Source organism: Chryseobacterium vrystaatense (assembly GCF_000737765.1).
GTDB lineage: Bacteria > Bacteroidota > Bacteroidia > Flavobacteriales > Weeksellaceae > Chryseobacterium > Chryseobacterium vrystaatense.
Genome location: NZ_JPRI01000001.1, coordinates 291,752 through 308,308 on the forward strand (window position 1 = coordinate 291,752; position 16,557 = coordinate 308,308).

A 16,557-nucleotide genomic window follows, 5' to 3' on the forward strand; every position below is an offset into this window, starting at 1 on the left:
TTATTTATTGATGATTGAATTAATGGTAACCACAGATTGATTAACCTGTTGAATGGATTCTAAGTATTTTAACTGAATATTGGTGGCGGTCTGCAGGGCAAAAAGATATTCTACATAAGAGATCTCCCCTGTTTTGTACCCTAACTGAGCTGCTTTTACGATTTTCTCTGCGTTAGGAATAGCCTGACTTACATAATACTCATACTGCTGTATATCCTGCTGATACTGACCAAGAGCATTATCCAATTGTGTTGAAAGTTGCTTTTGCTGCATTTTGGCATTGGTTTCAGCGGCTAGCTTTTCATATTCCAAAGACTGCATTCTTGCTTTTGTGGCTCCGAATGTCAAAGGAATAGCAACGCCAACAGAGAATGAATTGAATCGATCGCCTGCATTATAGAATTTCTCCTGTCCGTTTTTGGTATGAAAACCAATCAGTGACTGGCTTGTCAGTCCCAAACTGAATTCCGGAAGCCCCTGTGATTTTTCTACATTTTTATTCTTTTCGGCGATTTCCATTTCATGATAGAAAGCTTTAACGGACGGATTATTTGCTACAGATGAACTGTCAAGAATATTTTCTGTTCTCAAAGGCTCGTAGTCCCTTTTAAAAGGAACTTCAAGATCTTCAGAAGTATTTAGCAATGTCTTTAAATTCTTATAGGCATTCTTTAAATAGACCTCATTCTGTTTCAGCAGAAGGTTGATCTCTCCCTTTTGAGTTTCTGCGGTATTAATTTCAATCTTCTTGATATCTCCTGCTTTAAATCTTACACTGGCAATTCTGATAAAATCCTGATAAAGACTGTCGAGATCTTTCAGTTTAAATTGATTGTACTGAAGGTATTCGATCTGATAATAATAGCTCCTTACCTGTTTGGTCAGCTCGTTTGCCGACACTTCTTTATCGATCTGTCTGCTTCTGATATTTTCTGTAATCAATTCTCGCCTTGCTTTGAATAGTGTGGGAAAAGGAATACTTTGTGAAATGGCAAATGACTGGTCGAATTTAGGACTGTTGTACTGTCCCAGCTGCGCTTCAAAATTCAGCTTGGGAAGTTCTTTTGCTGTTCCTTTAAGCGCTTCTGCAGATTTTATATTCAGTTCTTTTGACTTTAACATTAAATTATTTTCAGCTGCCATTTCTACTGCCTGTTCCACAGAAACCTGACGGGTCTGGGCTTTAAATGTCTGTCCAAACATTAAAACCCCCAAAATAAGAATGGTCGTGACCGGTTTGATCTTATTCATCTTTCCTGAAATCTTTGAATTAAAGATAATATAGAGCATTGGAAGTACAAATAAGGTTAGGAATGTAGCGGTTACCAATCCTCCGATGACTACGGTTGCCAAAGGTTTCTGTACCTCAGCACCAGCTCCCGTAGAAATCGCCATCGGCAGAAATCCTAGTGAAGCCACCGTTGCAGTCATCAGAACGGGTCTCAATCTTGTTTTTGTTCCTTCATATACTCTTTTCAACACATCTGTTTCCCCATCTTTTTCAAGCTGGTTAAAAGTTCCGATCAAAACAATTCCGTTAAGAACTGCGACTCCGAAAAGAGCAATGAACCCGATTCCGGCACTGATACTGAACGGCATATCTCGTAAGAGAAGAGCAAACACGCCTCCGATGGCACTCATTGGAATGGCTGTAAAGATCAATGCAGCCTGCTTAAACGAGTGGAAGGTGAAATAAAGTAACATAAAGATCAGAAACAGGGAAACCGGAACAGCGATCATAAGACGTTTGCTGGCTTCCTGCAGATTTTCAAACTGTCCTCCGTACGTAAAGTAATATCCTGAAGGCAACTTGATCTGTTGATCCAGCTTAGTCTGAATATCTTTCACGACACTTTGTACATCACGACCTTTAACATTAAAACCTATAACGATTCTTCTTTTTCCCTCTTCACGGCTAATCTGTGCAGGTCCCAGTTTATAGCTGACGTTAGCAACCTGAGAAAGCGGGATCTGCGCTCCCGTACCTGTTGAGATCATTAAATTATTCACATCATCGATATTGGTTCTGTGAAGGCTGTCAAGACGGACCACAAGATCGAAGCGTCTTTCATTTTCAAAAACCTGACCGGCTGCTTTTCCGGCAAAGGCTGTACTTACGGCATTATTGACGTTTTCTATATTTAAACCATAGTTGGCCATTCTCGTTCTGTCATATTCTACATTGATCTGAGGAAGGCCACTTATTCTTTCGATCTGAGGAGGAGTGGCTCCGTCAACGGTCTGAATGATTTTCCCTACTTTATCTGCATAAATGGATAATGAATCCAGATTTTCACCAAAAATTTTAACAGCAACGTCCTGTCTGATCCCGGTCATCAGCTCATTGAAACGCATCTGGATAGGCTGGTTCTTTTCAAAAAACACACCTGGAATCGTTTCTAATTTCTCACTTATTTCATCGGCCAGTTCTGTATAGGATTTTTTCGATTTCCATTCGTTTTGTGGTTTTAATACCACAATCAGGTCAGTTGCTTCAGGAGGCATAGGATCGGTCGGAACCTCAGCGGAACCGGTTTTTCCTACTACCATTTTCACTTCATCAAATTGTTTGATAATTCTTGAAGCCTGCATGGAGGTTTCGATACTCTGGCTGAGTGAACTTCCCTGCGGCAGGATACAGTGGAATGCGTAATCCCCTTCCTGCAGCTGCGGAATAAATTCGCCCCCCATATTTTTGAAAATAAAGGCACTGATGACGAAAATGAAAATCGTGGCAGAAACGATGATGTATTTTACTTTCACCGCTTTCTGCAGCATCGGTTGATAGATCTTCTGAAGGAAGTTCATCATTTTATCTGAAAAAGTTTCTTTATGTGAGATTTTTTTAGACAAAAACAAAGCACTCATCATTGGAATATAGGTCAGTGAAAGGATCAAAGCCCCTAAAATCGCAAACCCAACAGTTTTCGCCATCGGTGTAAACATTTTTCCTTCTACTCCTGCTAATGTAAGAATCGGAATATAAACGATAAGGATAATGATTTCCCCAAAAGCGGCACTGCTTCTTATCTTTGATGCCGAAAGGAAAACTTCTTCATCCATTTCATTCTGAGTAAGATTTCGCACTGATTTCCTTAAACCTAGATGATGTAAAGTGGCTTCGACAATAATCACCGCCCCATCTACGATCAGGCCAAAATCTATAGCTCCAAGGCTCATTAGATTGGCACTTACCCCAAAAACATTCATCATTCCCAAAGCAAACAACAGGGACAGCGGAATGGCAGAAGCCACAATAAGTCCTGCTCTGAGGTTTCCAAGGAAAACGACCAATACGAAAATAACGATCAGGGCACCTTCTATCAGGTTTTTCTCTACCGTATTGATGGCTCTTCCAACCAGATCTGTTCTATCTAAGAAGGGCTCTATGACCACATCATCAGGAAGCGATTTCTGGATGGTTGGGATTTTAGCTTTAATAAGGCTAACCACATCGTTACTATTGGCACCTTTCAACATCATTACAACCCCACCTACCGCATCTACCTTTCCGTTATAAGTCAGTGCTCCATAACGAACAGCACTTCCAAAACGTACGTCTGCCACATCTTTTATAAAAATAGGAACGCTTCCTGTTTCATTTTTGACAGAGATATTTTTAATATCTTCCAACGAGGTTACAAAGCCAATTCCTCTGATAAAATAGGCATTCGGCTTTTTGTCTATGTAAGCACCTCCGGTATTTTGGTTATTCTTTTCTAAAGCTGTAAAAATATCGGAAATACTTACGCCCATTGCTTTAAGGCGGTCAGGATTTACGCCTACTTCATACTGTTTCAATTCTCCTCCGAAACTGTTGATTTCAGCAACCCCCGGTGTTCCGTTCAATTGTCTGCGGACAATCCAATCCTGCATGGTACGGAGTTCTTTCGCTGAATATTTTTTTTCACTGCCTTTTTTGGGATGGAGAATATACTGATAAACTTCTCCAAGACCTGTACTTACAGGGGCAAGCTCAGGAGTTCCAACTCCTTTAGGAATCTCTTCCACTGCCAGTTTCAACTGTTCATTGATCAGCTGTCTGGCAAAATAAACATCTACATTTTCTTTGAATACTACAGTGATTACGGAAAGTCCGAATCTGGAGATACTTCTAGTTTCCTCGATGTCCGGAACATTGGCAATACTCTGCTCTATGGGAAAGGTCACAAGCTGCTCTACTTCCTGTCCTGCCAGTGTAGGACATGCAGTAATGATCTGTACCTGATTATTGGTAATATCAGGAACAGCATCTATAGGAAGTTTTGTGGCACTCCACACTCCCCATATGATCAAAAGCAGGGTCATTATACCAACGACCACCTTATTTTTGATACTGAATTTTATGATTTTATCTAACACGATCTGTATTTAATTTTTATGGGTAATAACTGTACACGGCAATAATGCCGGCACAAAAATATCACGGGAATCTCTGCAATGAAATTGCAAAGTTCAATGAATAGAAAGCGGGGCTTTCTAATACTCAATAAAAATTAAATTTTAGGAGGCTGCCAGATATGATCATACATCTGGTACGCAAAATTGTTTTTCTGAAAAAGAATTTTCTTGGAAAAGTAAACCTGAACCTGGTTGGGGATCTCTAATAAAGGATTCATTTTGAAAGAAGATACAGTCATCTGACAACAGCTGCATGTACAAAGTGGTGAACAGATATCTCCTTTATCTTTTGAGTGGGAGTCCTGAGTACTGAAGGATAACATTGTGTCTGCCGGTCCTGAAGGACCGTGCACATCTTCGCAGGGCATCAGTGACAATGCCATGAAATAAAATGCTAGTATCCATCTTAACAGGTTCATATCGACAAAGGTAAAGTTTTTTTCTAAAATGGAAAGGCTACATGCTGCATTTAATATATTCCTGACATTGCAGTCTTATTTGAAAGGTTGGCATATTTTCTTTATTTTTGAGTGTAGGACCCGCATGATACAGCTTATGAAAAAACTGTTTTTAATTCCTTTATTTTTAACTCTGTTCTCCTGTATAGGTTCTGATACTGAATTTTTGCCAGGTACTATTTCAGAAGCTAATAGTAAAAAGCTTTTAATCAAAGAATACCGTCCCACTTATAATAAAGTGACCATTAATCAGGGAGAGTATGAGATTGTAGAAGCGTTTACTACTTTTAAGTTGAATTCAAAAAATGATCAGACGATCAATAAAAGTTTTTTTGCCTTCAGTATAAGAATTAAAAATCTTAAAACCGGTGAGGAAGGCCTTTCCCTTGAAGACAGTGATCATAGTGAATTTCTTGATTTTCACTGTGATTTCTGCGGAGGTATTAACAACGATAATTTTGTACTCTATTATGATGACATCAGTAAAAGAGAAAGCCTGGACAGCATAAAAATCGGTTTTAAAGACCGGAATAGAAATGAGAAGGTTGTTTATTTTATTCAGAAAAAATAAGTGGGAAATATTTACTTATGCTGTTTTACTATTCTTTTATTGATGTTATATTGTGATAACAAACAAAAATCGGATGAACAAATTGCCATCAATATAATCAATCAAAATTTTGAAAGATTTTCCGTCCCTTTTACTTACACATCTTAGAATCTACGATAATCAGAATTTGTTACAGCCAAATTCAAGGTCAGATGCTCTTCAGAAACTTCCAAAGAAATAAGTTTACCTTTATACAATTCCGCATCAGATATAGGGTTTTTACTGTACGAATTAAAAAATGACAAAAAATACACTTTGCAACTGCATTTTACTAGTACCAAAAAATACTACAAAAATATTCAAGTATTTTCAGATAAATACAAACTGTTTTCGGGAACTATTGTATCAAATAAAGCATCTTTTATCCTTGTAGAAAATTCTTCAGAGTAGAGCTCTAAGCTTGATCAAGCCCATCATTAATTCATCGGTGATTTCATTAAAATTTATATAGAGAACTCTTCAGGACTTTATGATCGTTGATTTGCCGAAAATAAAATCACAAAATCAGATTGACAAAGCACAAGATTTAAAATCTGGTTTCAAGATAATCTAAATTACTAACTATTATGATTGAATTCAAAACAGAAGTTAAAGAACTTCTTCCTTACGATAGAAAACAATATCTATTATTAAACAAATGGTATGGTGCATCATTTCAATTATCTAATGATGCAAAAGAAATAACATCACCAGAATTTATTCTTAATTATGAACCTCTTCTTAAAAAATTGATAGAACAACTTGATAATGGTTACGCATGGATTGCCAATCATGATTATAAGTACAAAAATTGGTTTCCTAATGAGGATAACACCTTAATTTCGTTACGGGATTTATTCAAAAAAAACAATATCCCCAATACGTTTATAGGTGCTTTAGTCTTTTCAAAGGATGAGCTGTTGAAATTTACTAGAGATTTAATTTCGTATCCTCATGCTGTATTTGATCAAAAGGAGATTTTATACAATGATATCGATATTTCAAATAATAAAATACCGTTTGTTATCAAAATATCAGGGCACATGAATATAGATCTATTAAGCACAGATATGGAATTATTAAAAAAAATTGTCAATTCTAATTCTTCAGGTAATTTTATTATAAAAGAATATAGAGGAACTCAACTATAGCAAGATAGCTATATAGCAGTATTCTTTTTGATGATCATAAATATTATAGTGAACATAAGATAGAATAAATTTTGAAAATGTACCATGGTAAAGGAAAATCAAAATATTGACATTCTAAATCAGGATGATTTAAATGGTCACAGCACTTATCAATTAATCGACTGCTTTATCAACACTATTGATTTAGTTGGAGTATTCGAATTAAATGTTAATTTAATCATTGAGAATTGTATCATCAATAATTTGCAAATTCATTCGTGTTGGTTTGTAAATGGATTATCAGTAAAAAACACTATTGTCAAAAATTCTGTTGATTACCAAATGGGAGGTCATAATATAAAACCTATCATCATTGAAGGAAGTATTTTTAAAAGTTTTTTTAGTTTCTTTGATTGTCAGTTTGAAAACGTTATTGAATTAAAAAATAACATCTTCGAAAAAGGAACTAACCTAATAGGTAATAAAGGAGAAGGTTTTGAAAACAGTTTTGCAGCTGGTTTCCTGATTGATAATAACATAGGAAAAATTGATGTTAGTGAGGTTGGAATTTTATAATATAATGACAAATATCAGGAATCTCAAACTGCAAAACATGAATATTACTTTCAAATTCTTAATAAAGAATGAAAAAATAGCAGTAGTATTGATACTTTTTTGTTATTTCTACAGACACACAAAAATCGTTTATACTAAGTATTAGTGACCAAAAATTCCATAAACAGCTAAAAAATGATACAGCCATAATCAGGTATCAAAAAAATAAGAAATGGTTCATGGAAAAGTTCGTGATCATAAATGACAGTAAGCCCTTAATTAATAGTTAAAATTTTAATTTTGTGAACTAAATGAAGTATCTCTTATTTATGCCTTTTACCATATATCAGTTTTTGAAGAAGCGAAATAAAACTGATAGTGATGCCTATATGATCGCCAAATATGATGTTTTACCAGTTTAAAGATAATTCTGGGGGGAACTGAATACACCGTTTAATAAGATTGCTACTGATTTGTACAATTCTTATAAGTTGCACAAATGAAAAGATCAATGGAGACAATACAAGCGATTCAATTGCTGAAGTAAAAAAGAATAATGTTTTTCTTCAAGAATTGACACCTCAGAATAATATAATTAATCAATTAGAAAATTATATTTTAGAAGAGTGTGTTGGTTATAGCAACGATGGAATTATAAAAATCAAAAATTGGATATTCGTAAATTACCAAACTATCGATTAGTTTTAAAAGTTAACAATAAAGATGAAAATGTATTTATAGATCTTCATACAAATGAAAATGTTGTAAAAATCAATTCCGATTTTGGATATAGAATCCCTTTCCTACGAACAATGGATCTAAAAAATTTCAATATCAAGGATTCTCTAATATTAGATTTTCGTTTTCAAGGAAAGAATAGCAGAAAAGTTTTACTCATTAAAAATACAAAATAAATGAAAAATCACACATTATTTACATTCCTTATTTTCATATTAACACTTCATTCTTGTTCAATAAAGATGCACAATTTTGAAACTCTTAATAGCAATAAAGACAACGCTAATTTAAGTGTAATTTCTTCCTTGAGATATAAGGAGTTTATTTTAAGCGGACTTGAAAATAATAACAAAGAAGAAACTTACATAACTCTTAAAAAAAAGGGGTCCTATCAAATGGTATATGATGACAATAGAAAGTCTTTTATATTGGGCTTAGAAATAAGTGATTACAATTTCTATAAAAAAATAGTAATTGATACCATACTTATTAAACAAGGAGATAATAAAATAAAATTTAAATTCATAAAGTAGAAACACATACTATTATTTGAGCAGCCTGTTTTATTATTCTTCTATTAAAATTGATATCTCTTCATCACAAAAAAAAGCCACCATATTTGGAGCTGTTTCAGGAGCCGTCACTTTTGGTATTGGTCAGCTCTTTCAGCCTGCCCTGCAGGCGGCAGCTGGTTTTTCAGGAGCTATGATGGAGGCAGGCCTAAGTGTTGCACAGGCAGGTTTACACGGTTACGCACAGGGAATATTATCTTTAATGCAGGGTGGCACTTTTAAACAAGCCTTTGTAGCAGGAGCATTAGGAAGTTTAGAAGCATCTGCCTTCAGAGTTGCAGCAGGTAGCTTTTCAAAAAGTGCTGTTGGAACAGTATTGTTTGGAGCTGTTTCAGGAGGAATCGGTTCGGAACTTTCAGGAGGTAACTTTTGGCAGGGAGTATTGATTGGAGGTATTGTTGCCGGATTGAATCACGTGGCGCATAAACCCAAGACTTCTTTTAAAGTTTATGATGATGATGGTAATTATGTTGGTAAGATGAGAATTGAAGAATATAGGACTGTTAAGTATGACGACGGTTCTATGTCTACTGAAATTGATTTACGTTTTACTCCTACAAAAAATAGTGGCTATGATTCTTTTCAATGGATACAAACAGTGTTTAAAAATGAATATGGAAAGTATACTGTATTTAATGATCCGTTACCAACAAGTAGTGGTCACGATTCTTCTCCTTATTACTGGAATAAAACATATCAAGCAGAAATGTATAATGCAAAAACAAATACCTACCGATTTTATGATAGCCCTAGAAGAGAAGTTAATAGTATGTATAATGCTTATTGGCGTTGAGAAGTATCACTTGTCGGTATAAATAGCTCCGGAGCACACGCTTTGAGCACTTTCAAATGGGGTTTCAATTATTACCAAAATAATCACTATTTAAGCATGCCACTTATGTCAATTTCATATTCGGGAAGGTACAAATGGTTAAAATAAAGCAACTATGAAGAAAATTTTAATATTAGTTTTGAGTGCAATTTTCCTTTTAGGAGGTTGCCAAAATAAAACAGAAAATATATTGATTAATATTAGATATATTGGAAATTATGATCGCGCAATGGATATTTTTTTATCAAACTATAAACCCAACATTAAAATAGATAATGCTTACCAATCAATTTATGAAGTGAAAAATGAAAAAATTTTAGAAGAGGTAGAAAAATATATAATCAAAAATCAAACGGAAAAAACTTACAGAACTAACAAATTAAAAGTTACCATAATAAAAAATAAGAAAGCAGAAATATTTTTTTTCAATTCTGAAAAAGGGATAAACTTTATTGATTATTTAATAGAAAATATAAAAGTTAAGAATAGTGAAACTAATAAATATAAAACGAATCAATACTTTATTGAATCTGAATTACCTCCTTTTAGAAATCAATTAAAAGTCTACTCTGGTAGAGAATGGATGAATGAGGAAAAGTAGGAATTATAGTTGCTGGATTTAACCATACGATGCACATGGATGATATGCAGCCGGACAATGGCTATGATAAAAACGGTAAGAAGATCAATAATAATGGTGGTGATACGACGGATTATAGATATGACGATAACGGAAATGTTATCTCGTCTACGAATGTAAAAATAAGCACTTTTGAAGCCGGAGAAGTAAGCTCTAATATGGAAGGCTACGGATATAGGATGAGAACTATTGGAAGTGGTGGTGCTTTGTATGACCCAAGTATGGATATGTTTCAACTTTATGTAGGTGCAGGTGAGTTGAAAGCAGGTTATGGTTTGTTAAAAATGGGAGTAACGAATCTTAATAAAGCAAAATTAGGTATGCTCCTGACCATGTTGCAATTCAAAAGATGGGGAGTGAGTTTTTGCAAAAAAACAACTGGGGGAATTTGAGTTTAAAAGGAGTTTTTGATGTTTTTTTTATTGGTGGTAACACTCCTGAGAACGAATTAATGAAGCTACTTAAAAATTAAATTATCAAAATAAAATATGAAAACATTTAAAATATTATTTATTCCAATCATATTCTTATTCATAGCCTGTAAGGAAGAGAATTTAATAATAGTAAAAAAATAAGTCAGGATAAAACAAATAACGAAGTAAATGTCGAATTAGAAAATCCAAGTAATAAAAACTACTATGTACTAGCCCCTCAATGCCAAATTGAAGGTAACGGTTATTATTTTCATGGGAAATTATTATGTGAAACAAGATGTCTTCGGGCATGAATATATTCACGCGTACATAGATATATTGGTATAGTGGCAAAATATGGAAGTAAGTATTCAGGTTATACAGAATCCTCTGCTTATGATTTTACAATTAATTAATTGAAATCTCATGGACTTCATTTTAGTGGACATTTACATGGCCTTTCTGCATATGGTACAAAATTTCCAAGGATTTTTAATTGGAGGGACGCAATTAAGGATATAGTTAATTTTAAAAATAAATAATGAAATATTTTATATGTGTATTTTTTCTTCTTTTATTAAATTGTAAACAAGAAAAAAACGAATTAAATGAGAATGATATTATAGGTGTTGTTCATAAAAGTAATAATATTGTTAATAACGTTACAGATAATTATTATATCCTTGATAATAGATTTAAGAATCCGGGAAAACATAGTTTAGAGATGACTTCTAATGACATTACAACAATTAAGAAAAAAATTATTGAAGAAGGTATTGACAAATTAGATAGTAATCTGAAATTTATTAAATCATGTAAAAAAGTTTGTTTATCAGAAATTACTATAAAATACAAATCAGGAAAGGTACAGCATTTTATTTTTGATAATTATCTATATAAATCTCAAATTAATAATAGAGTTTACAAAAAGATAGCTAGTCTTGAAGAGGTTATAGCAGAAATTATCATGAAAAAGAAAATTGATCCTGAATCTGCTAATGTAAATATTTGAATTCATCATCTATTTTTTGAATGAATCTAATATTGGTACTAGTTAAAACCAAATGGAATGACTTTAAGCTATAGTTTTTAACACTAACTTTAATATTCTTCAAACTCCTGTATCAATTGATGCAAGAGTTTTTCATTGTAAATTCGAGCTCTAACTTCAAGATGTACAATCAACAAGTTTGGAACAAACTAAAAGGAACTGATATAAATTTTAAATAATATGAAAAATATTGTAATAGTATTTCTACTATTAATTTTAACTTCCTGCTCAAAAAATGAGGATTATCAAATTATTAATGATTTTTTAGAAACTGATAACAGCAAATTAAAAAATCTTTCTAACGAACCTTATTATTTGGAAAAATCTTTAAAGCATTGGAAAGAAAAAGAATTTGCAGATCTACATTTTACTATTAAGAGAAATGAAAATTATACAATTGACACTTCTTTGATAAAAAATAAACTTTCAGATAAATCTACATTTAAAACTAAAATATCTCGCCCATTAATATCTAATGATGCAAAGAAAGCATTAATAGGTGTAGAAAAGACTTGGGGATCATATGAAGATTTAACAATATATCTTTTGAAAGAAAGTGAAAACGGTTGGGTTTTAGAGACAAGTATAACTTCTACGAGGACACTTTCTCATTAATGATAAATTGATGTTCCTCCATCACAAAAATAGCCACCGCAAACACGGTGGCTTTTCAAAAAAATCAAATCTAAATAATTACAGGTTCGGATTATTATCAAACTCCTTCTGAGGAATAGTGAATAACAAATATCTGTTATTGGGGGCAAAAGCCTCCTGTTCCGGGAAAGTAAAGACTGTATGCCCTCTTCCGTTCACTGATTTCACCGTCCCATCAGGAGTAGTAATCTGTACTTTTATAGGTTGACCATTGGCATCTACAAATGGTTTTCTTACTACTGTACCCTGTGTTCTGATAATATCTGAAAGTGAGAATCCTTCTCCAAAAAGCTCTTTTCTTCTTTCGATCAATATTTCTTTTACAACATCATTTTGAGCAAGAGGACCTGTGTAAAGATTAGCATTTCTTGCAGTTTTCAATTGGTTTAAAACGGTTATTGCATTAGTAACATTTCCAATTCTGGCTTCTGCCTCAGCTTCGATCAAGTACATTTCGGCTGCCCTCATTAACACAATATCTGCGATAAGACCAGTTTTAAATTTAAACTTGGAATATCTTAACAGACCTTCCCTACCCTGCAGACCATCCCACTGAAAAAGCTGAGATCTGATATCATTAGCATCAAACAGATCTTTGAAAAAAGGATCCGCCATAAAGCTGTAGTAATAGCTACCCGAAGAAGATACATCAAGAAAGTGGAAAGCATAGCTGGCTCCCGACTGCTCCTGAGTTTGTCCATGTCCCCAAATCCATTCTCCGTTACTGATATCATTGAAACCTTCTTTGTATTTTTCAGCAGTCATTAAAGGATAACCCGCCCGAGCTATTTTTGCAGCAGCAATCGCTTTGCTCCATTCACCTGTATTCAGATAAGTTCTGGCTAAAAGTCCATTGACTACAGCTTTGTTGATTTTATCTTTATTATTTCTTGTATAATCCACCAGAAGGTTGTCTGCTTCGGTAAGATCACTTTTGATCAGCGTATAAATTTCTTCAAGGCTCGCTTTTTTCTTTGGAACAGAACTGATTGTGGATGGCTCTGTATAAATAGGTGCGGTAAGTGCTGTTTTATCTTTCAGGTAACTGAACTGATAAAAGCTTGCCACATTTAGATAACAGAAAGCACGCAAAGCTTTAGCCTGTCCTTTTACCTGGTCTTTTTTTGCCTGGCTCCCCTCTGTCTGGTCAATACGGGCAATCACATTATTCATATTATTGATCGTAGAATATAAAGAAGACCATATATATTGTGGACGGGAGAGGGTATTGTTCACCATCTCTGTGAAAGCATAAGTAGATGCAAAACCATATTTGTTGGTAAGAACGGCAACATCACTTCCCATCGCATCACTCGCTCTTAAAACAGTTGAATAACCGAGATTAGCATAAGTAGGACCATCATCGTTGAATTTTGCCCAAGCTCCATTAATCACCGTTTCGGCACTTTCGGCCGTTTTGAAAACCTCCGCACCATTAGCCTGATCCGTGGGAGCTGTTTCCAGTTCATTGGCACAGCTTGTCAGCGACCATGCGGCAATCAGGGCAATAGATATATATTTACATTTTTTCATTGTTTCAATTTTAAAGGGTTAAAGAGTTGCCTGAAGACCGAAAGTTATCGTTCTCATGGCAGGATATCTGTAATACGTGGTTCCATCCAGTGCCTGCTCAGGATCCATTCCTTTATGTTTGTAGAAAGTCAAAAGGTTTTCTGCCTGAACATAGATCCTGAATTTTTTTAGTCCCAGTTTTTCAAAATAGTCCGAAGGAAGCGTATACCCCAGACTTACATTTTTAAGCCTTGCATAGGTTCCGGAATATAAGAATCTTGAGGAAGATGAATTCCAGTTATTCGTTGTAGTACTCAGTGCAGGTACATCTGTATTGGGGTTTTCCGGAGTCCACCTGTTCAGCATTTCTACACTCCAGGCACGTCCTGCAGCACTTCCGTTAGACATCAGCGATGTGTAATCTGTATCAAGGATCTTTCCACCGATACTGAACGTCAGCAATCCGGAAAGGTCAAAGTTTTTATAAGCAATACTTGTGGTAACGCCTCCTGTTACCTTAGGCAATGCAGATCCCTGTAAAGTTCTCGTAGCTTTCGAATACTCAGAAGTCGTTCCATCTACCGTATTTCCCTTTTCATCCTGATAAATACGTCTCCATAAAGGTTTTCCATTGGAAGGATCTACTCCCATCCATTCCTGAAGATAAAAATCATAAACAGACCCACCTACTTCCAGACGTTTCGTTCCGGATATCACAGCTCCTTTCGGCAGCTTGGTAATTTTATTACGTAAAGTACTCAGGTTGACATCTACATTCCACTGGAAATTATCATTCTTGATTGGTGTGGTAAACAGTGAAAATTCAAAACCTGTATTCTGTATTGTTCCTACATTAAATGGGAAATCACTGATTCCTAACGATGGAGCAACCGGCATATTAAACAGAAGATCCTGGCTTTGACGTTTAAAATATTCCACATTACCTTTCACCCTGTTATTAAGAATGGCAAACTCCAAACCTACATTTAAATTAAGATTGGTTTCCCATTTAACATCGTTTGTCTGTACTTTTTCAAGAACAGTTCCCGGTTCCCCAAGATTATTATAAAATTTGTACAATTCCTGATAAGCGTAATAAAGTGAAGATCCACCTGGTTTACGCAATTTATCATTACCCTGCCCACCGTAACTAGCACGTAAGGTCAACTGATTGAAGAAATTCAGATTTTTAACAAATTCTTCGTTTGAAACTTTCCATGAAGCTCCTACTGACCAGAACTTCCCCCATCTGTTATCTTCAAAGAATCTTGAAGAAGCATCTGCTCTTCCTGATACCGATAAAAAGTAAGTATTGTTAAAATCATATTCTGCTCTTCCCAGGAAACTTAACAGAGAAAGCTTATCACTGTTTCCACTAAAACTTCCTAACAGCGCCGCTGCATCAGGTTCATAGTAGTAGGGAAGAGAAAACTGGCTTCTGGAGCCTGAAATTGTCTGATAATCGTATTTATAAAATTCCTGTCCTCCTAAAATGTTGATATGATGCTTTCCAAATTTTTTGTCATACGTTAGAATATTACTCGTGGTATAAGAAAGTGTTCTGCTGTTTGATCTCGTTACTGAACCCCCGATTTCACTACCCTCTCCAAGAAGTGGATTCGAATAATAGTGTCCGTTGTAATTCACTAAATCAACAGAAAAGCTGGTTTTAAATTTAAGTTCCGGAAGGAAAGTAAATTCTAAAAATCCTTTTCCGGAGAAGTTATCTTCTTTATTTTCATTTTTATCCAAAGGCAGTGTGGCTGCGGCATTCTGGTTCTGCAATGCACTGGTAGGTCTGTATTTTCCGAAATCATAAATCATGTTTCCGTTTGCATCCAGTCTGTAGCTTCCATCATCATTTCTTTCATAGTAAGGATAGAAAGAAGGAACAACTCTCGCTGCCTGAATAATATTATCCTGTCTGGAATCTGAGGATGGCGGTGCATTTTGGATACTGTTGGTATAACTTAAATTAACACCGGCATTCAGCCATTTTTTAACTTCTGAATTCACCTTTAATCTGGTGGCAAATTTTTGAAATCCGGACTGGATCGCAATTCCCTTATCATCCAGATACCCCAATGAAAAGAAATAATTGCTTTTTTCGCTTCCTCCGCTGATATCAAAATCTACCTGACTTCTCGATGCTGTTCTTTGAAGAATATCTCTCCAGTCGTCATTCCATAAAGGTTTGGCCCCCGGGAGAAGTTTTCCGTCCGATCCTACAGGGTTGGGATATGAACTTCCGTAAGGGTTGATACCAAGAGCATTCACAAGATTATCACTTGCCATCTGCCCTGCCTGCTGTAAAGAAATCTTATCAGATTTATATCCGTTTCTTAGTGCTTCCCAATACAGCTGAAAATACTGATCTGTACTTACCTGCTTATAATCTTTTACAGCTCTGCTGGAAAACCCCTGGCTGATATTAAAATTTACTCTTGATTCTCCTTTCTTACCGGATTTTGTTGTAATGATAATAATCCCATTAGCACCTCTTGAACCGTATAATGAACTTGCGGTAGCATCTTTCAAAACACTGATCGATTCGATATCATTAGGACTGATAGAGTTGATGTTTCCATCAAAAGGAATTCCATCAACAACATAAAGAGGATCACTGGAAGCACTTATCGAACCTACCCCCCTTATTCTCACTGAAGCTGTAGCTCCTGGCTGTCCGGAAGCACTTACTGCCTGAACGCCCGGAACCTGTCCTTCCAATGCTTTTGTAATATTGGTAACGGGCCTGTTGTTGATCTTATCACTGGAAATAGTGGCTACTGAACCGGTATAGCTAGTTCTTTTAGCCTTACCATAAGCAATCACGACTACTTCATCAATTTCTTTTTCGTTGATTGTATCTTTTTTGGGCTTGATTTCCTGTGCCTGCACGCTGATGATCCCCAGGAAAAATACAGCAACAGATGGAATCCAAACTTTAGAATTAATTAAATTTTTACTAATCATAATCAATTTTATTTATCATATATTAAAAATTAACCCTTT

13 protein-coding genes are annotated in these 16,557 nt (G+C 35.0%); 9 read left to right on the forward strand and 4 right to left on the reverse strand.

Features of this window, described 5'->3' with window-relative positions:
* Both IW16_RS01375 and IW16_RS01380 read right to left on the reverse strand, forming a co-directional pair.
* Positions 1-4,362, reverse strand: a complete 4,362-nt coding sequence (locus IW16_RS01375) for a CusA/CzcA family heavy metal efflux RND transporter (RefSeq protein WP_084694477.1) — start codon at positions 4,360-4,362, stop codon at positions 1-3.
* 134 nt (positions 4,363-4,496) lie between these two features.
* The gene (locus tag IW16_RS01380) at positions 4,497-4,820 is read right to left on the reverse strand and encodes a DUF6660 family protein (RefSeq protein ID WP_034738928.1); all 324 of its coding nucleotides are present in this window, start codon (positions 4,818-4,820) and stop codon (positions 4,497-4,499) included.
* A 136-nt stretch (positions 4,821-4,956) separates the two neighbouring features.
* On the opposite strand from IW16_RS01380, the gene IW16_RS01385 reads away from it, so the two are divergent.
* From IW16_RS01385 to IW16_RS01430, 9 genes are all read left to right on the forward strand, one after another.
* Positions 4,957-5,430: a hypothetical protein gene (locus IW16_RS01385; RefSeq protein WP_131327820.1), complete on the forward strand. Its 474-nt coding sequence runs from the start codon at positions 4,957-4,959 to the stop codon at positions 5,428-5,430.
* A 605-nt stretch (positions 5,431-6,035) separates the two neighbouring features.
* Positions 6,036-6,599, forward strand: a complete 564-nt coding sequence (locus IW16_RS01390; protein ID WP_034738934.1) for a hypothetical protein — start codon at positions 6,036-6,038, stop codon at positions 6,597-6,599.
* Between the two features lie 84 nt (positions 6,600-6,683).
* The gene (locus IW16_RS01395; protein ID WP_051889826.1) at positions 6,684-7,154 is read left to right on the forward strand and encodes a hypothetical protein; all 471 of its coding nucleotides are present in this window, start codon (positions 6,684-6,686) and stop codon (positions 7,152-7,154) included.
* Positions 7,155-8,047: 893 nt separating this feature from the next.
* A complete protein-coding gene (locus IW16_RS01405; RefSeq protein ID WP_131327821.1) occupies positions 8,048-8,404 on the forward strand; it encodes a hypothetical protein in 357 nt (118 codons plus the stop codon).
* Between the two features lie 16 nt (positions 8,405-8,420).
* Positions 8,421-9,236, forward strand: a complete 816-nt coding sequence (locus IW16_RS25525) for a hypothetical protein (RefSeq protein WP_051889828.1) — start codon at positions 8,421-8,423, stop codon at positions 9,234-9,236.
* A gap of 154 nt (positions 9,237-9,390) precedes the next feature.
* The gene (locus IW16_RS01415) at positions 9,391-9,876 is read left to right on the forward strand and encodes a hypothetical protein (protein WP_034738942.1); all 486 of its coding nucleotides are present in this window, start codon (positions 9,391-9,393) and stop codon (positions 9,874-9,876) included.
* A 35-nt stretch (positions 9,877-9,911) separates the two neighbouring features.
* Positions 9,912-10,307: an RHS repeat protein gene (locus IW16_RS01420; RefSeq protein ID WP_034738944.1), complete on the forward strand. Its 396-nt coding sequence runs from the start codon at positions 9,912-9,914 to the stop codon at positions 10,305-10,307.
* A gap of 562 nt (positions 10,308-10,869) precedes the next feature.
* Positions 10,870-11,340: a hypothetical protein gene (locus IW16_RS01425; RefSeq protein ID WP_034738946.1), complete on the forward strand. Its 471-nt coding sequence runs from the start codon at positions 10,870-10,872 to the stop codon at positions 11,338-11,340.
* A gap of 219 nt (positions 11,341-11,559) precedes the next feature.
* Positions 11,560-11,994 carry a hypothetical protein gene (locus tag IW16_RS01430; protein ID WP_034738949.1) on the forward strand — a complete coding sequence of 145 codons (435 nt, stop codon included), beginning with the start codon at positions 11,560-11,562 and terminating at the stop codon, positions 11,992-11,994.
* A gap of 78 nt (positions 11,995-12,072) precedes the next feature.
* On the opposite strand, the gene IW16_RS01435 is transcribed toward IW16_RS01430, so the two are convergent.
* The gene (locus tag IW16_RS01435) at positions 12,073-13,566 is read right to left on the reverse strand and encodes a RagB/SusD family nutrient uptake outer membrane protein (RefSeq protein WP_034738951.1); all 1,494 of its coding nucleotides are present in this window, start codon (positions 13,564-13,566) and stop codon (positions 12,073-12,075) included.
* 18 nt (positions 13,567-13,584) lie between these two features.
* On the reverse strand, positions 13,585-16,518 hold the full coding sequence (locus IW16_RS01440) for a SusC/RagA family TonB-linked outer membrane protein (protein ID WP_034738953.1): 2,934 nt from the start codon (positions 16,516-16,518) through the stop codon (positions 13,585-13,587).
* Between the last annotated feature and the right edge of the window lie 39 nt (positions 16,519-16,557).